This is a genomic window from Prochlorococcus sp. MIT 1307, from assembly GCF_034092395.1.
GTDB lineage: Bacteria > Cyanobacteriota > Cyanobacteriia > PCC-6307 > Cyanobiaceae > AG-363-K07.
In genome coordinates, this window is record NZ_CP139301.1 from 1,666,819 (window position 1) to 1,680,840 (window position 14,022).

19 protein-coding genes are annotated in these 14,022 nt (G+C 39.5%); 4 read left to right on the plus strand and 15 right to left on the minus strand.

All coding sequences use genetic code 11. The annotated features are described in order from the left end of the window. Nucleotides 1-90: 90 nt before the first annotated feature. A complete protein-coding gene (locus SOI82_RS08490; protein WP_320666992.1) occupies nt 91-264 on the minus strand; it encodes a hypothetical protein in 174 nt (57 codons plus the stop codon). Nucleotides 265-645: 381 nt separating this feature from the next. On the opposite strand from SOI82_RS08490, the gene SOI82_RS08495 reads away from it, so the two are divergent. Beyond that, nucleotides 646-1,686, plus strand: coding sequence for a YadA-like family protein (locus SOI82_RS08495; protein WP_320666993.1), 1,041 nt, complete (start codon nt 646-648; stop codon nt 1,684-1,686). A gap of 207 nt (nt 1,687-1,893) precedes the next feature. On the opposite strand, the gene SOI82_RS08500 is transcribed toward SOI82_RS08495, so the two are convergent. Continuing rightward, nucleotides 1,894-2,169, minus strand: a complete 276-nt coding sequence (locus tag SOI82_RS08500; protein ID WP_320666994.1) for a cupin domain-containing protein — start codon at nt 2,167-2,169, stop codon at nt 1,894-1,896. A gap of 249 nt (nt 2,170-2,418) precedes the next feature. Continuing rightward, the gene (locus tag SOI82_RS08505) at nt 2,419-2,568 is read right to left on the minus strand and encodes a hypothetical protein (protein WP_320666995.1); all 150 of its coding nucleotides are present in this window, start codon (nt 2,566-2,568) and stop codon (nt 2,419-2,421) included. A 251-nt stretch (nt 2,569-2,819) separates the two neighbouring features. On the opposite strand from SOI82_RS08505, the gene SOI82_RS08510 reads away from it, so the two are divergent. After that, complete coding sequence (locus SOI82_RS08510; protein WP_320666996.1) at nt 2,820-3,329, plus strand: hypothetical protein; 510 nt, start codon at nt 2,820-2,822, stop codon at nt 3,327-3,329. A gap of 284 nt (nt 3,330-3,613) precedes the next feature. Here SOI82_RS08510 and SOI82_RS08515 read toward each other — a convergent pair whose 3' ends face one another. The 4 genes from SOI82_RS08515 to SOI82_RS08530 all read right to left on the minus strand — a co-directional run bounded on the left by SOI82_RS08515 (nt 3,614) and on the right by SOI82_RS08530 (nt 6,606). Beyond that, entirely contained in the window at nt 3,614-4,678 is a 1,065-nt protein-coding gene (locus SOI82_RS08515) for a chlorophyll a/b binding light-harvesting protein (protein WP_320666997.1), read from the minus strand. Between the two features lie 429 nt (nt 4,679-5,107). Continuing rightward, a complete protein-coding gene (locus tag SOI82_RS08520) occupies nt 5,108-5,509 on the minus strand; it encodes a hypothetical protein (RefSeq protein ID WP_320666998.1) in 402 nt (133 codons plus the stop codon). A 52-nt stretch (nt 5,510-5,561) separates the two neighbouring features. Further along, entirely contained in the window at nt 5,562-5,747 is a 186-nt protein-coding gene (locus SOI82_RS08525) for a hypothetical protein (protein ID WP_320666999.1), read from the minus strand. Between the two features lie 487 nt (nt 5,748-6,234). Further along, nucleotides 6,235-6,606: a hypothetical protein gene (locus SOI82_RS08530; RefSeq protein WP_320667000.1), complete on the minus strand. Its 372-nt coding sequence runs from the start codon at nt 6,604-6,606 to the stop codon at nt 6,235-6,237. A 376-nt stretch (nt 6,607-6,982) separates the two neighbouring features. Between SOI82_RS08530 and SOI82_RS08535 the strand changes: the two genes are divergently transcribed. Together SOI82_RS08535 and SOI82_RS08540 are read left to right on the plus strand one after the other, a co-directional pair. Then, on the plus strand, nt 6,983-7,147 hold the full coding sequence (locus tag SOI82_RS08535) for a hypothetical protein (protein ID WP_320667001.1): 165 nt from the start codon (nt 6,983-6,985) through the stop codon (nt 7,145-7,147). 111 nt (nt 7,148-7,258) lie between these two features. After that, nucleotides 7,259-7,669, plus strand: coding sequence for a hypothetical protein (locus SOI82_RS08540; RefSeq protein ID WP_320667002.1), 411 nt, complete (start codon nt 7,259-7,261; stop codon nt 7,667-7,669). A 395-nt stretch (nt 7,670-8,064) separates the two neighbouring features. Here SOI82_RS08540 and SOI82_RS08545 read toward each other — a convergent pair whose 3' ends face one another. From SOI82_RS08545 to SOI82_RS08580, 8 genes are all read right to left on the minus strand, one after another. Beyond that, complete coding sequence (locus tag SOI82_RS08545; RefSeq protein ID WP_320667003.1) at nt 8,065-8,871, minus strand: HTTM domain-containing protein; 807 nt, start codon at nt 8,869-8,871, stop codon at nt 8,065-8,067. Next, nucleotides 8,868-9,392: a hypothetical protein gene (locus tag SOI82_RS08550; protein WP_320667004.1), complete on the minus strand. Its 525-nt coding sequence runs from the start codon at nt 9,390-9,392 to the stop codon at nt 8,868-8,870. The genes SOI82_RS08545 and SOI82_RS08550 overlap by 4 nt, the downstream gene beginning before the upstream one ends. A 1-nt stretch (nt 9,393) precedes the next feature. Beyond that, complete coding sequence (locus SOI82_RS08555) at nt 9,394-9,555, minus strand: hypothetical protein (protein ID WP_320667005.1); 162 nt, start codon at nt 9,553-9,555, stop codon at nt 9,394-9,396. Between the two features lie 49 nt (nt 9,556-9,604). Continuing rightward, the gene (locus tag SOI82_RS08560) at nt 9,605-9,811 is read right to left on the minus strand and encodes a hypothetical protein (protein WP_320667006.1); all 207 of its coding nucleotides are present in this window, start codon (nt 9,809-9,811) and stop codon (nt 9,605-9,607) included. 74 nt (nt 9,812-9,885) lie between these two features. Further along, nucleotides 9,886-10,626 (minus strand): HEAT repeat domain-containing protein, encoded by a 741-nt coding sequence (locus SOI82_RS08565; RefSeq protein ID WP_320667007.1) that lies wholly within the window; start codon nt 10,624-10,626, stop codon nt 9,886-9,888. Next, nucleotides 10,616-11,506: a formate/nitrite transporter family protein gene (locus SOI82_RS08570; RefSeq protein ID WP_320668405.1), complete on the minus strand. Its 891-nt coding sequence runs from the start codon at nt 11,504-11,506 to the stop codon at nt 10,616-10,618. Before SOI82_RS08570 ends, SOI82_RS08565 begins: the two co-directional genes overlap by 11 nt. A 248-nt stretch (nt 11,507-11,754) precedes the next feature. Continuing rightward, nucleotides 11,755-13,359 carry a ferredoxin--nitrite reductase gene (locus SOI82_RS08575; protein ID WP_320667008.1) on the minus strand — a complete coding sequence of 535 codons (1,605 nt, stop codon included), beginning with the start codon at nt 13,357-13,359 and terminating at the stop codon, nt 11,755-11,757. A gap of 378 nt (nt 13,360-13,737) precedes the next feature. Continuing rightward, entirely contained in the window at nt 13,738-13,920 is a 183-nt protein-coding gene (locus tag SOI82_RS08580) for a hypothetical protein (protein ID WP_320667009.1), read from the minus strand. Between the last annotated feature and the right edge of the window lie 102 nt (nt 13,921-14,022).

Genomic DNA, 14,022 nt, shown 5'->3' on the forward strand with positions numbered 1-14,022 from the left:
GAGTAAAATTAGAGTAACTTCAGCCTGAAACAAAGAGTATCAAGCGGATTTTGGAAGAATCTTGCCCAAGTCCATTATTACCCAAATGGCTCAATCTTTTACCTCAATGATTTCGTAGTAAGGACGGTCCTCATAGTCAGCATCTGAGCAGCACATATCGCCATAGATTTCTTCCAATAACTCATAAGCATCGTCATAGTTTTCAAACTCTTGAGTAGTGATCTCGTCCTCTTCTCCGTCGTGCCTAGTGATGCGGTATTTCATTCCAGCTTTAATCCTTCCTCGTATGGATCTTTGCGAAGAGCCTCTCTATACGTAGTTGAATCGCATACATCTGAGTTCGATCAAAGAAAAATCTTTCGCCTTTGTTGTTCTTGACGATCGAGAGAAGCACATAAAGCTGTGTACCCATGAAGATGAGTCCAACTAGAAGCAGCACCGAATAGGGGTCACCTAGCACTGAATTTCTGATTTCCTGTGCACTTCCTTCCTAGCTGTTTTGAGCAGATTAATTCTGGAAAGATTCCAGGTCCATTGAACAATACGCTTAAAGTTATTCACATAGCCGAAACTTATAGTGTCTAGATTGCCTAGATGCTGAGCCAATCTAAGTGACGATAGTTTGATATCAATAACTACAATTGAATGTTTATTCGAAAAACATATTCTTCTGCAATTGCCAGTGCAATTCTTCTATTAGGCAGTGGACCTGCCAAAGCAGAATGGGATTTGTGGGGATTAATACAAGGTGATGGAGGAAATTCTCTCCAGATTTATACAATTAATAGCTCGACAGGTATAAATGAACTAAGGGATACACTAACTGGTTCTAACTTGACGTATGACAATGAAAATACTTATATAAACCAAATTACAGGAGATCCAACAGTATTTTTTGACGACGGCACATTAAGGTCATTTAACTTCGATACATCAACTTGGACGATTCAAAGTTCAAATCCTACTGATTATGATGGGGTGTATCAACGTCAACTAATTAGGAAGAATGGGAATACATATAGTATTGGTCAGAATTCGTTAAACTTCGAAGAAACAAGTACTAAATTGAGATTGTGGGGGACAAGTGGACCTGAGGGTAGTGGGAACGTTGTACCAATTGATATAACAAATGGCAGCAAGTTATTGATTAATGGAAGAGATGTTGAACAAGCAATAGATAACGTCGGAGCATTAAGTGCTGCATTAACTGGTCTTCCTAATGTGCCGCAAGACTCACCACTTTCGTGTGGAGTAGGCACTGGAACACATAGCGCCAACTTTGCAGTTTCGGCAGGTTGCGCATCACGTATTAATGACCGTCTTGCATTCAATGCAGCGGCATCAGTCATTCCAAAGAATCAGGAATACCAAGGAATTGCCAATGATGCTTGGTCCGGAAGACTGGGATTTGTCTTCAAGATCGGCAAGATCAATAAGCCGGCGATGCTAAGCGTTAAAGAGAAGAAAGAACTACAAGCGAAGGTAGGAGATCTGCAATCTGAGAACCAAGAAATGAAAGCTTCAAATGCTGAATTGAGAAATCTAGTCGCGATGCAGAACGAACGTCTTGAGAAGTTAGAGCGTATTGCACTAGTAGACAGTGATGAAAAGGAAAAGTATGGTTTATTCTTTAACTTATCGAACTTATTCTCTGGTATGAAGAGCTTCCTAATATCTTCCAAATAAATTGCTTGACTAATAAATAGGCTCCAGAGAAATTAAAGAGAATAAATCCAAAAAGGAGATAGATCGATTGGTATGATTACTTTCTTGGCTTGGCTAGTACTTCATTAGCCAGTAGTTAATTTCAGTCATATCAAGGGGCTTGGGCGAAAATGGGCGGTTTGAATAAAGTTTGAATAAACCCTCGATCTCAGGGTCTTCATTGATTAGCTAGTTACCAAAACGATAGTGCTTACGAACTGCTTTATGCACTTCCCATTTACAAGACATTCCTGCAGGAAAAACAATTAGATCACCAACTCCAAATCGGACAGGCTCACCTCCATCAGGGGTAACGGTCACATCACCTTCCAGCAGTAAGCAAGTTTCCTTGTCGCTATAGGTCCAAGGGAATGAACTGGGATCACAAGTCCAAATTGGCCATTGCTTGATCCCTAGCTCGTTGATTGTGCTTTCCGGGCAGGGGGAGGTGACTGAGATTGACAACTAATTTTCTAAAGCTAACTGACTTTCTAGCTGATATCAGAAGTATTGCCCTTGTTTGGGTTGGATTGTTTAGGCAGTCAAGTTTGTGAGCTGCTTTATTAATAGTCACTTCCGTTTAATTCCCTGGGCCAATGTTTTTTAGGAGGCTCTTCGACATCTGTCCAGATAATAACTAGCTCAAGGTTTTCTTTTTAAGACTGTTTTGTTGAACCACGATCAACGAGGACACGTTGGTTTTGAGAAGCTTTACTAGCGAGAGGAATAAAAAGGTGCGGGTGTGTATATTTCAGTCCCTTTATTTGTTTTGTAAGACCGTTCAATTCCCCAATCTCTTTCTGAGATTTTGATTTCAATGGCTCCCTTAGGTATAGGTAGAGAGGCCATACGCGCACGATCCATTAATGAAATTGCATTTATATCCTTTTAATTGATTAATACCTCCAGGCCAAGTTCATAAATTACACTTTAGTGGTTTATTTGTACGAGTTTCAATCTTTGGTAATTTAAATGGCTAAGAATCAAATCTAAAGTGAATGATTAAAGATCATTGAGAAGTTGAAAAGTGTTTATCTTATACACTTCGATGTAAAGCAAGATATATGCAGCTTATTTGAATCATGAGAGAATATATAAACCAATTAAATAAGCATATGGGCCCACAGAATGATAAAGAGATCATGGTTGAGTCTCTAGAGAATCCAGTAGAGGAAACTTCTGACAATGAATCAAATGAAAAAGACTTAGTTGAATCATTTATTCAGGTCGACGAAAATAAAGACGAGTTTGAATTCATTTATAATCAAATAGAGAATGCTTTTACTAAGAATAATGATAATAAGGAATTGTTGTTCCCAATGCCAAGGAAATGGATCGGCCCTCGCCTTTTTGCACCTTGGATATTCCCGATCTTTATTGCTAGGAAAACAATTGAATTCATAAAGTCTGATAACTTTATCAAGCCTTATAGTAGAAATCTATATAAAGTTAAGGGAGTAGAAACTATTTACACATCTACAAAAAAAACTTTTGATGGCTCAGATCAGATGAGATTCATGGGCCCTCGCTTCATGGCAATCTGGGTACTGCCAATGGCTATTACTGGAACAATAATGGAATTTCTATTTGTGAGTCCCTTGAGGAATATTAATCCCTTTAGTTGATGACTAGAAGTCATTTGGGCTGTTACTTGTCTTTGCTATAAAAATATACGACAAGCAGTTCTTACACAGTGATGCAACATTGACTATTAAGACTAATCTGAGATTATAAAAATAGTTTGAATGGAGCTTTGCTTTTGTCATTAACAGTCAGTACTTGTGATTTAAAATATTAGATTAATCAGCTCAACTATTGCTAAAAGTGCATATTTATTACGGCAACGTATAAAAAAGCCCTGCTAACAGCAGAGCTTTTAACGGATGGCTAATTTTAGTAGGGATTTAAATTAACTACTTGTAGTTGGGTTTGCGTTGTCCATACTGTCGAAGGCTTGCCCAATGCGACGGAAATCAAATCCCATGGCTCTTAAGGCATGCCAAAGATGACCTTGAATGAAAAAGAATCCAAGATAGAAATGGGCATTTGATAGCCATGCTCTAGCTGTAAAAGTTCCTTCTGCGAGAGAAGTGTCAGTGTCGACAAAGTAAGGGGCGAAATCGAAATTAAGCTTGAGCAGATCACCATATAGTTCAACTGGATAGATTGTGCTATTTGTTGAACACCAGAATGAAGCGACTAAAGCCATATAGCCAACACCTGCACAAGCCCACGCAAGATTCGCTTCTGCAGAAAGCAGCCCTTTGCCTTTAAATTCTGTGTAATTACCAAATTGCTTAGTAAAGATGTGAAAAATAGCCCCAGCACTTAAGAAAAATGCTAAGAATGCATGTCCTCCCATTACATCTTCCAAGTTGTCAATAGCAAGGAAATCAACCTGTTGATTCCAGATCATCCCTAGATCAAGGTTGTAGCGAATCGTACGGGTAACACCTGCAGCCGAGTCCCAAATCCCATGGTATTTGGCCCATTCAACAAATGAAACACATCCGAGAGCTAAAAAAAGTAGATGATGGCCAAGGATGAAAGTAAGCCTATCGGGGTCATCCCATTGAAAGTCAAATTTTCTAGGCCTACTGCCTTCTGGATAATCTCCTAAATCTCCTTTGTATCTCAATGAGTGGAGGAGGCCAGCGGCTCCGTACACAGCTGAGACAATGAGGTGGAGAACGGCAACTACTGTTATTGAATAGGACTCAGTAATTACTGCGCCACTTTCAATTCCTCCAATGCCAAGGCCAGCCAAATGTGGCAAAAGAATTAGATTCTGTGTTCCCATTGGCAGGGAAGCATCGTAGCGAGCAAGCTCAAAAAGGGTTAATGCCCCAGCCCAGAAACACATCAAGCCAGCATGAGAGACATGAGCAGCGATGAATTTTCCTGATTGGCTTGGCAACCTTGAGTTGCCCGCATACCAGTCATACGTGACATTTGGGTTCCCGTAGGTCTGCACGTGATAATAATCAAATTACTTATTTAATATATTTATGGTTGTAAAATATTAATTATGCACTTAACATGATTTATCCCTGAAGTAGTATTTATTCGATGTTTTTATATCATTTGAGACTTATATACACATCCAAGTTATACAATCGTATTCTTTGTAAGTGTACCTATTCGAAATAGGTTGGAGTTGCTAAGAGAATACTCCTATCCTTATGAGAAAGAAAAAGCACCCTATTTGAAGGGAAATAGAAAGTTTTGATACTTGACTCTCAGAAAAACTATACTCTTTTCTCAATATCTAATGTGATTTGTGCCGCTTTTTGGTATTATCAATTAACCTAAATGATAAATCACAGGTCTAGACTTCTTGTTTTGGCTAGTAGATTTTTAATTCTAGATAAATTTAACTAACTTTTGGATTGTGCCCAAGCCCTCAAGACAATACCCTGACGAAATTAAAGCCACTTTGCAGTCCATAAGTTAATAGGATAAATGAAGTAATCCCAATACTTATTAGAAGTCCAGTATAAAGTCTATGTACGTTATAGTCATCTTCTATTGGGCTAAAATCTGCAATTAAGATTGATTTTCTTTTGTATTTGGACCTGTCGAATAAACTGCTTTCCATATTTGATGGCCTTAAAGCCCCTTCCTCAAATGAAGAACGCGGGGAACTGTTTATCAGCTTTTGGGCGGTACTAGTAGCTAATCTATTCTCACCATTGGCCCTAAATATTCTTGGAAACATATCCGCATGCCACATGGCAATTACAGAAACCCAGAAGATTATGCTTAGTCCACTGATGCCAAAAAGAAGATCTTTAAAGAGTTCCATTTTTATTATTTGAAAGTGATAAGGAATTGTTGATTAGAATAAAAACTCTACTTCAATTCTCTTCAACGGTAATTGGTTCAACCTTGTGGTTTGTGCTTTCTTTATTAGGAGCAGAAAGCTTTTTAAAGCTATAAAACTTGCTCCTATAAATTAAAGCAAATATCAAAAATGAGCCAATAGCGACTGGTTGATGATAAGCGATGGAATGGTTAAACAACTGAATTTCTTCGGCTGACATTACATTAGTTTTAAATGCTCTAATGATTATTATCTAACACATAAGAAGTTTAAGAGTAATAAAATATCTGCTTTCAAGTAATATCCAATGCATTTGTCAGCTCAATTTGATCGCCTTGTTCATAATGTAAAAAATAATAGTTGCAGTTGTCTCAATAATTACGTGAGATTTTGGCTACTTGCTGTATTAATAAAACCTATTATTCAGACAAAAATCAATGAATTTATTTGCTGTTATTTGTGGAATTATTGGATCAGCTTGCTATCTTGCTTTCTTTATCGGTGGTCGACGAGATAGCGATGGCCAAGGAACGAACATGTCCTAAACCCCATGAAGAATGAAAGTTGCTGGTCATGAATTTAGAGCTGATATTTACCTATTCCAAGCCCTTCCTAGTGATTTGATATGTCATTGCAAAATTCGTCTTCTAAAGGTTTTTGTCCGTTCCTTTTATCAAGATGACAACTAAGTCACGAGTCTTGGTCATTTAATCAGTAAACATTCCATCTACTGACAGCTCTCTTCTTGTCTCTGGCGATGGGTATTGCCGGTAATACAAGACCATTCCACCGGTCAGAGTTATAGCAATCAGTATCCAAGCAATCAAAGATTTCTTTTTGCTAGGAGTCTTTGGTTTCATTGCCCTTGGTTTGGTTTGCATCTCAAGGAAAGAGCCAGTCACTTGGATGAGATCCCAGATCTCATCTCGGTTATATGAAGACAAGTTTTTCCCTGGTACCCCACTCCCTTCTTGTAACCCTTTGGCTTTCATTTTTGCTCTTATTAATGCTTTCCTCTCAGTACTAGACATTGCCTTGAATCGTTCTTTCCTTTCTTCATTGCTCTCTTTAGTTGCCATATCTATTGCTTTCTTTTGTCGAATTTCATCATTTCTCTAGTTTGAATAAAGTTTGAATAGAAATTCCTGATTCGCTGAGAACGCTTGCTATCACTTAAATGCACTTGTTCATTAGTCAGTAGTTAATTTCAGTCATATCAAGGGATCTCAGGGAATTGCAGTGTGTGAATACTGTGTGAATGAAACATGGCCGATGTTTTTATTGTCTCGCAGAATGATCCTGGCGGGATTGAATGACTAGTTAGATCATTTTGACTAGATAATTTTTTCATAGCCAATATTTGGTATCCGTTGCTACCATTTCTGTACGTTCGTCCCTTGGCTGGGATGCATGTTTTGGCAGCAGGGAACGGGGCTGTCACTTCGGAGGAACGTCATGAACACTCTCCCATTAATTCGCTCGCACATCAAAAAAGCAGAAAGGCTTCACCAAGCTCAACTTGCTGCTACAAAAAATGGAAACTTTATTTCTTATAGGCCTTCTGTTTTTCAAGAAAGGCAAAAGCAAGCTCGTGAAGAAGTCGCAGCAATGGATTCTTAATTCACAATTGAATTGTTGACAGTCGATCGCTAGGGGGCAATTAGCCCCCCTTTTTTTATTCAATTCAGCCCTAAACCTCCGATAGCTTGCGTTGAAGGTTTGTCGTGAGGAATGGATCTCTCCAGTGTAGAGAGACATCTTGGTGTTTCCTTAACTCCTGTTCAGAAAGATGTGAATAGGGGTCTTTTTGAAGTTAGAGATTTTCAGATGAGCGGTTTACCTGTGAATAGTCTTCGTGTTCGAGTTGAAGACAAGGATGGCTTGAAACAGCTTGCTTATGAAATGGACTATGAAAACATGATGGAAGTATTGGCAGGCTTACGACATCGTTTTGGTCCTCCGGTTGGAACAAGCGTTGATGTTGACGGAAGATCGCCTCAACAGCAATGGATTTGGCATACAGGAGAAGATGTAATTACTGCAGTCAAGAGTGAACAAAGACCTTTCTTACTTTCTTATCGACCATCCCGTTTAGACCCTTCTTTCCTTTGCAAATGTGTGGATGGTGTGTGGATGGCTTAACATTCTCAGCCTCTTATTTCTATTCTATTTCAATCAAGGTTCTATTACTAATAACGAACAGATCGCAACTGAAAGAAAAAACTTCTCTATTCCTAATAAAAATTCTCTTTTGAGAAATTGAGTCACGGCAACCCAAGGACGTCAAAGATGAGTTCTTGGCTGTTTGCGCACTTTGTGAAATACCTACAACTTCGCGCATTAACTGTCTAAATAAAGAGCACATCCAAAAACTGATCGATTATCACCAGAACTCAAAATGTTTTGGACGCCCTACGCTGATTGGATTTATGTAGTTGTGAGCCTGACAGGGCTCTTGTTCATTACTTGGATGGTGCTTAGACCTCCCAGTCGATACCATCGTCACCTTCATCGAATTCTGATAGGCGACCTTTTATTTATAGGTAGTGATGCACGCTGTCTGGATCGAAAAACGCGAGGTAGAGAAAGATCATGGTCAGGCTGAAGGTGCCCACTGGTAATAACAAATACATCAGGATGTGGAGGCTGACTCCCATTGGCATGAGCCACCAATGCCATCTCCGTATATAGAGCCCTATGACCAGAAGATATTCCAGCAAGACCGTAGTCCAGGCCATGATCAGGATTACTATACGAAGACCTTCCCATGGAAGATGTGAGCCGAAATATGCGGTTTGAAAGACTTGTTCCAGTCGCTCTCCATAAGCCAGATAGCTTTTATCCAATGCTGTAAAGAAGTAGAGGATGGTTACCTGGGCCATTAGGAGCTTCAGCCCCCAGACAGGTCCAAGCTCTTTCGGTGGCGATTTCCCTTCACGTTTCGCATGCCGCAATGACAGCAGTCGATCCAGAGAGTAGGAGCGACCGCTGGGTAGAAAGCAGAGCCACGTAATGACCATTGCCAGTAGGTTTGCGTGGTGGGAACGAAATGGTGCGTGATTGTGGTAGACACCCAGGTAGAGCACCATGGTGTTGAGGATCAGTGCCAGGCCGATGTTTGCGAGTTTTGTTCGCCAGCCGACAAAGAGCATCCCTGAGAAAATGAAATAGGCAGTGCCTATCAAGAACCAGTCGAGCTGTTGGAAGGTTCTGTAGATGATCATCTCTTTGGCAAAGCATGACCAGACCAGGGCCACTAGACCTAGCCGCAAAATGGCCGATGATCGGGTGGAGGCTTTGCGCTCAAAGCTTCGCATCATGGAATGGAGGGTCAGGTGGTTCATTGACTTTCTTCAGCCTTGCTCCTTCTGGTTATTTTTTTGCCATTGCAGAAAGGTTTGGCACTATCGATGTGTACTTTCCAACCGGCCCCACGTTGTCCACAGCGTACTTTTCCATATAGGACGTTTCCCTTGGGAAGTCTCTCGCAGATTTTGTTCGCCTGTGCCTTGACTTCGCTTGGCTTATTAAGGTTCTTGAGGCGTTTGGGCGCTTTCCACCAGCTGTGCGAATCAAGGTATGAATATGGGTCGATTGCGGTTCGATTGCCATCTTCGGTAGACACCGAGAATTGAACGTCGCAGATTTGATGACCCCATCCATGAAACATAATCCATGGTCTGAGGTAGGGGTTTGAGTTGCCTATGACTTGTCTGTAAAACGGTCCAGTGACCATGAAAGTTATGGCAAACAAAAAGATGAGGAATCGCCAATTTACGCGTGTAAAAATGCTTTCAGATTTGTTATCGCTAGACATCGCCTTGAAGCGTTCTTTCCTTTGTTCATTGCTCTTTTTAGTTGCCATATCACCGTCTATTCCAGTCTTTATATAGATCTGATTTCCATAAATACTTGCGTAAGTGAATCTTGACGTCCTGATCTATAAAAATACCCTCCTCTTTTAATAAATCTATTTGGACCCAGTCAGTCCACGTACAAGACATTCCTGTTGGACTCCTGTTTGCCATGGGATCCCAGCGAAAATGGGTGGTTTGAATAAACCTTTGCCTAAGGTTTTCAGATGCTTTTTTTTTTGTGCCTGATTCGTGCGAAGGAACTAGTTGGTGAATAATGATCCCGTATCGCTTCTAGGAAATCATAAATAAACTCATCAGGGCAATTCAGTTCATTTTGTAATCGTTCTATCTCCTCATGAACTAATTCATAAGAACGACTTATTGGGCCTTCTTTTTGATGCTCTGATGGATTCCAGTCTGATGGCATATCTGCGGTTTGAATAGAGTTTGGATATACCCTCGATCGCAGGGGACTTCTGTTTTTTCTATCTTGGCCTATTTTTATTGCAGTTGCAGTTGCAGTTGCTTTTGGGCCATCTCTTTTAGGGGCCCTTGGGGGAGCTCATTGAGAAGATTTGACAGGGTTGCAAGGCTATGGGAAGTGGCTATACAACTGAGGGCAAGGATTGCTGCACGAGCTGTTGCTTCTGATCCGTTCTTAGCAATTTCTGCAATTTGTGAGTTGACGGCGGTACTATTGCGTCGTTGTAAAACCCTAATGGTTGATAACACAACTGGATCGCGAAAATCTTTTAATGGTTTCTGAATAAGATCAAGAAGAAGATCATCACTGAGTTGATGAACTTTGAATTTGAGTAATTCCAAGCCTGCCAAGAGAAGGGGTTGGGATTTTTCGCTTAAGACATTTCTAAGGAGCATGATTGGAAGCTCACCTCCCCAGCAGGTAAGTGCTTGCAGAACTGGCAGCTTGAGTTGCTTCTCTTCTTTGAGTAGCTTTAGCAACCAAGTTTTTGCCTCAGTTTGATGACAAAGTCCTGCTGCACTAATTAACTCTGGCTGAGCCCCTGCTTTTTTGATTAGCAACTCTAAAACTGGCCAACCTTTATTGCTTAGTAATCCGAGTTGCTCAGTGATCGCAAAGCGAAGGTCTGCCTGAAGATTGAGTGAATAAACCTTACCCAACCAGCAAGGCTCGAGGGGAACCCTGCGGGATTGGTTGAGTTTTTCCCAGATTGAGTCTTCATGGAACGCCATAGATAGTCCTTTGGCCTTAGCGTGCACCAAGTTCTGCTGCTAGTTCTCGTTCCAGCTTTTCATCATGAACTGTTGGCAGGACATTAGACATCTTGGTGCGATGTGTGCTGTAGAAAAGCATGCCTATAAAAACCATTCCGCCAATAATGTTGCCAACAGTAACTGGCAGGAAATTCCAAAAAATAACCTTAATGAAGGGCACTCCAGAGCCAAGCAGAGGTCCTGCTGTATGCAAAAACATGTTTACAACAATGTGCTCCATGCCCATTGTTTGGAATGCAGTAATTGGTAGCCAACAAGCAAGAAGTTTTCCTGGAACACTTTTACTTACTAGAGCCATTGTGACTCCAAGACATACGAGCCAGTTAGCAATAACACCTCGTATAAAGGCTAGGAAAAGTCCAGTACTTCCTAGAGATTCATACTTAGTAAGAACATTTGATTGATTTATAGATATCAGTTTTGATGCAACAACGGCCCATCCTTTACCTCCTTCAGCTGCAGATAAAGGATCAATAGTTCCTGCGCTTGTCAAACTAATTGAAAGTAAAATTGCTACAAGAAATGTGCCTAAGAAATTACCTATCCAGACCCAACCCCAATTTCTAAATGTGGCTTTCCAGGAGGACTTACCCGCCCAAGTTGCCATAGGTAATAGAGCAAAATTTCCAGTAACTAGCTCCATACCAAAAAGCACGATGCTTGCAAAGCCAAACGGGAAAATAACTGAGCCGAGGAAAGGCATCCCAGATTGAATACCTACAGTTATTGCCAGACATGTAGCTAAGCCAAGTATTGCCCCAGAGTAAAAACCTCTTACTAGTAAGTTTTTTGTACTTACAGTAGATTTTTTTCCACCCGCTGCAATCATTCCATCGACTAATTCATTAGGAAGGACATAATCCATTTGTGAGGTGTTTGCATCCATGTTTGGGAAAATGATTGTGTTGGAGATGTTTTTAATTGCTTGATTTATCTGCTAATGCGATTCATTAGCCTTGAAAAAGGATCTTTACTTCCGCCTTGACGATTAATGAGTGGACGGTCATTGCCAAATTCACTTAGCCAATTGACAATGCGACTAAAGAAATCAGTTGAATTGGATTTAAATTGCATGGAGAAGTTAACAAAGATAGTGGTGTTGGTAAAAGCAGCTTATGGAGAATGACTGCTTTTACCTAACTGACGAATCCAATCAATAATCTGCTTTAAAACAATAAATTTCTCAGAGGAATTCTTTGTCTTTGGAATTGCAGAGTAATTTTCAATCAATAATTTTTTTAATAGATTCTTTAATTCAGCAGTAGGCACTGATTTATGTTTTAACTCTCCTATCTTTTGATTTGGACCTTGCTCTCCTCCAATTGATATGTCATAAGCCTCAATCATCTTCCCATCAGCATTTCTAGCTTTTGTTCCGGTTAGGCCTATTGCTCCCATATAGGCTTGACCACAACTATTTGGACAGCCTGTCCAGTGAATCTTTAGCTCTTCAGGTAAATCAATTTCTGAGTCAAGCTCTTTAGATATCTTTAGAGCCTGATCTTTAGTATTTGTCAAAGCAAAACTGCAGTAGGTATTACCTGTACATGAGACAGTCCCTGCCGCTATTGTTTTTGGGCTGAGAGGAAATTTCTTTAATAGACGATCAGCTTTAAAACTATCAATTTGCTTGTCTGGGATATTAATTATGATTACGTTTTGATCTTCAGTAAGACGAACTTCACTGCTCCCATATGTTGCACTTATACAGGCTAAATCTTGAATTTCTTCTGCTGAAAGCCTACCTACTGGAATATGTATGCCTGCATAGTGAAGTCCTAACTGCTTTTGAGGGTGAATCCCAAAGAAAGAACGTGGTTTTTGTGAAAAAATAGAACCAGGGTCTGGAATAAGTCTTCCAAATTTTTCTTGAACATGATTCCTAAAATTTTCTACTCCCACTTTATTTAAATAGAATCTAAATCGTCCTTGAGGTCGTTTATAACGTTCTCCACCATCGCGCCAACTAGATATAACTACTCCTGTGAAATCACAGATTTCATGTGGTTTAACCCATACATTAAGAGGAATAGCGTAGTCATTTAATTGAGAAGACAGAATCCCTCCAACCCAAACACTAAAACCAAGTTCTCCTTCTTTTAAAACTGGGTGGAAAATAATGTCATTATGCAAAAGAAAGTTGTCATGTGAACCTGCTACTGCAGTGTTCCATTTCCTTGGCAAATTAGAGAATTCAGAATTTCCTTCTCCATTCTTAGTTAAGTAATTTTCCAACTTCAATGTATATGGCCTGGTATCTATAATTTCTTTTGGATCGATTCCTGCTAATGGATTACCTGTGACATTTCTTGGGTTATCAAATCCTGATTGGATGGTTTCTATATCAGCATCTTTTAGACGTCTAAGAATTTCAGGTAGGTCACTAATAAGAATTCCACGGAGTTGGAGGTTTTGCCTTGTAGTGATATCGCAACTTCCATCTTCTGCATAACGAGCAACAATAGATGCAATTACATTTAATTGATGTGCATTTAGTATTCCATTAGTTACTCGTAAACGGAGCATAAATTTTCCTGGTGTTTTAGGCCGCCAGAACATTCCATACCATTTCAAGCGAAGCTCTAAGTCGGTTTTGTCCATTTTCTCCCAACCAATCTTGGCAAATTCTTCTATTTGACTACCTAATAAAAGCCCATCCTTTATAGCTTTATTCTTTTCTATTTTATTTAATTTCTTCCCTTCTAAATACGGTTTCATGGTTTAGATGTTTAATGCTGTTGATTTATAGGTGAAAAAAAGAGAATAATGAATTTGGGGATGCTTCGGCTTTATAAGTTTCGTGAGACCAGAGTTATATTCATAGCAAAGTATTGAAATACATCTCCTATTAATACATTTAGGAGATCACTCTCTCTGTATCAGATTAAACAAAAATGGAAATTTATTGAATTTAAAATTTAGTAAATTTAGATACAGAATTATTACAGCCAAGATGAAGCTAGATAGATTGACCCATCTAAAATTATTGCTAATCTGCTATGTCCAGAGTAGGTTAGAAGATTATTCTATGTATATTTAGATACAAAAAAACGTCATTTAGTTCTTTTATCTCTCTTGAGGATCTAAACCGGAAGACTAATATTGACGACCTACTTCCCCAAGCCAGCGTGTTGAACCTTCTAATAGCATTTTCCAAACTTTCTTCATTGCAGCAATGTCCCTATCTAGTCCATTATTACAATTACCGGAGCGCCTTAAATCATTTATTTGCGTAGAAGGTCTTGTTGTTAATTTTGGTCTATAGAGGCGGTTAACCATTTAAAGCCCTTTACTTGAAAATAAATTCATAACCATTACAACAGAGATCTATACTATTCATATGTTGCAGTTGCTACAAAAATAATATTCAAACCAAGCATC

What these genes read in the sequence shown, in the direction of transcription:
- SOI82_RS08490 (WP_320666992.1), bottom strand. Translation starts at nt 264, where the DNA reads ATGAAATACCGCATCACTAGGCACGACGGAGAAGAGGACGAGATCACT.
- SOI82_RS08495 (WP_320666993.1), top strand. Translation starts at nt 646, where the DNA reads ATGTTTATTCGAAAAACATATTCTTCTGCAATTGCCAGTGCAATTCTT.
- SOI82_RS08505 (WP_320666995.1), bottom strand. Translation starts at nt 2,568, where the DNA reads ATGGATCGTGCGCGTATGGCCTCTCTACCTATACCTAAGGGAGCCATT.
- SOI82_RS08510 (WP_320666996.1), top strand. Translation starts at nt 2,820, where the DNA reads ATGGGCCCACAGAATGATAAAGAGATCATGGTTGAGTCTCTAGAGAAT.
- SOI82_RS08520 (WP_320666998.1), bottom strand. Translation starts at nt 5,509, where the DNA reads ATGGAACTCTTTAAAGATCTTCTTTTTGGCATCAGTGGACTAAGCATA.
- SOI82_RS08525 (WP_320666999.1), bottom strand. Translation starts at nt 5,747, where the DNA reads ATGTCAGCCGAAGAAATTCAGTTGTTTAACCATTCCATCGCTTATCAT.
- SOI82_RS08530 (WP_320667000.1), bottom strand. Translation starts at nt 6,606, where the DNA reads ATGGCAACTAAAGAGAGCAATGAAGAAAGGAAAGAACGATTCAAGGCA.
- SOI82_RS08535 (WP_320667001.1), top strand. Translation starts at nt 6,983, where the DNA reads ATGAACACTCTCCCATTAATTCGCTCGCACATCAAAAAAGCAGAAAGG.
- SOI82_RS08540 (WP_320667002.1), top strand. Translation starts at nt 7,259, where the DNA reads ATGGATCTCTCCAGTGTAGAGAGACATCTTGGTGTTTCCTTAACTCCT.
- SOI82_RS08545 (WP_320667003.1), bottom strand. Translation starts at nt 8,871, where the DNA reads ATGAACCACCTGACCCTCCATTCCATGATGCGAAGCTTTGAGCGCAAA.
- SOI82_RS08550 (WP_320667004.1), bottom strand. Translation starts at nt 9,392, where the DNA reads ATGGCAACTAAAAAGAGCAATGAACAAAGGAAAGAACGCTTCAAGGCG.
- SOI82_RS08555 (WP_320667005.1), bottom strand. Translation starts at nt 9,555, where the DNA reads ATGGCAAACAGGAGTCCAACAGGAATGTCTTGTACGTGGACTGACTGG.
- SOI82_RS08560 (WP_320667006.1), bottom strand. Translation starts at nt 9,811, where the DNA reads ATGCCATCAGACTGGAATCCATCAGAGCATCAAAAAGAAGGCCCAATA.
- SOI82_RS08570 (WP_320668405.1), bottom strand. Translation starts at nt 11,506, where the DNA reads ATGGATTATGTCCTTCCTAATGAATTAGTCGATGGAATGATTGCAGCG.
- SOI82_RS08575 (WP_320667008.1), bottom strand. Translation starts at nt 13,359, where the DNA reads ATGAAACCGTATTTAGAAGGGAAGAAATTAAATAAAATAGAAAAGAAT.
- SOI82_RS08580 (WP_320667009.1), bottom strand. Translation starts at nt 13,920, where the DNA reads ATGGTTAACCGCCTCTATAGACCAAAATTAACAACAAGACCTTCTACG.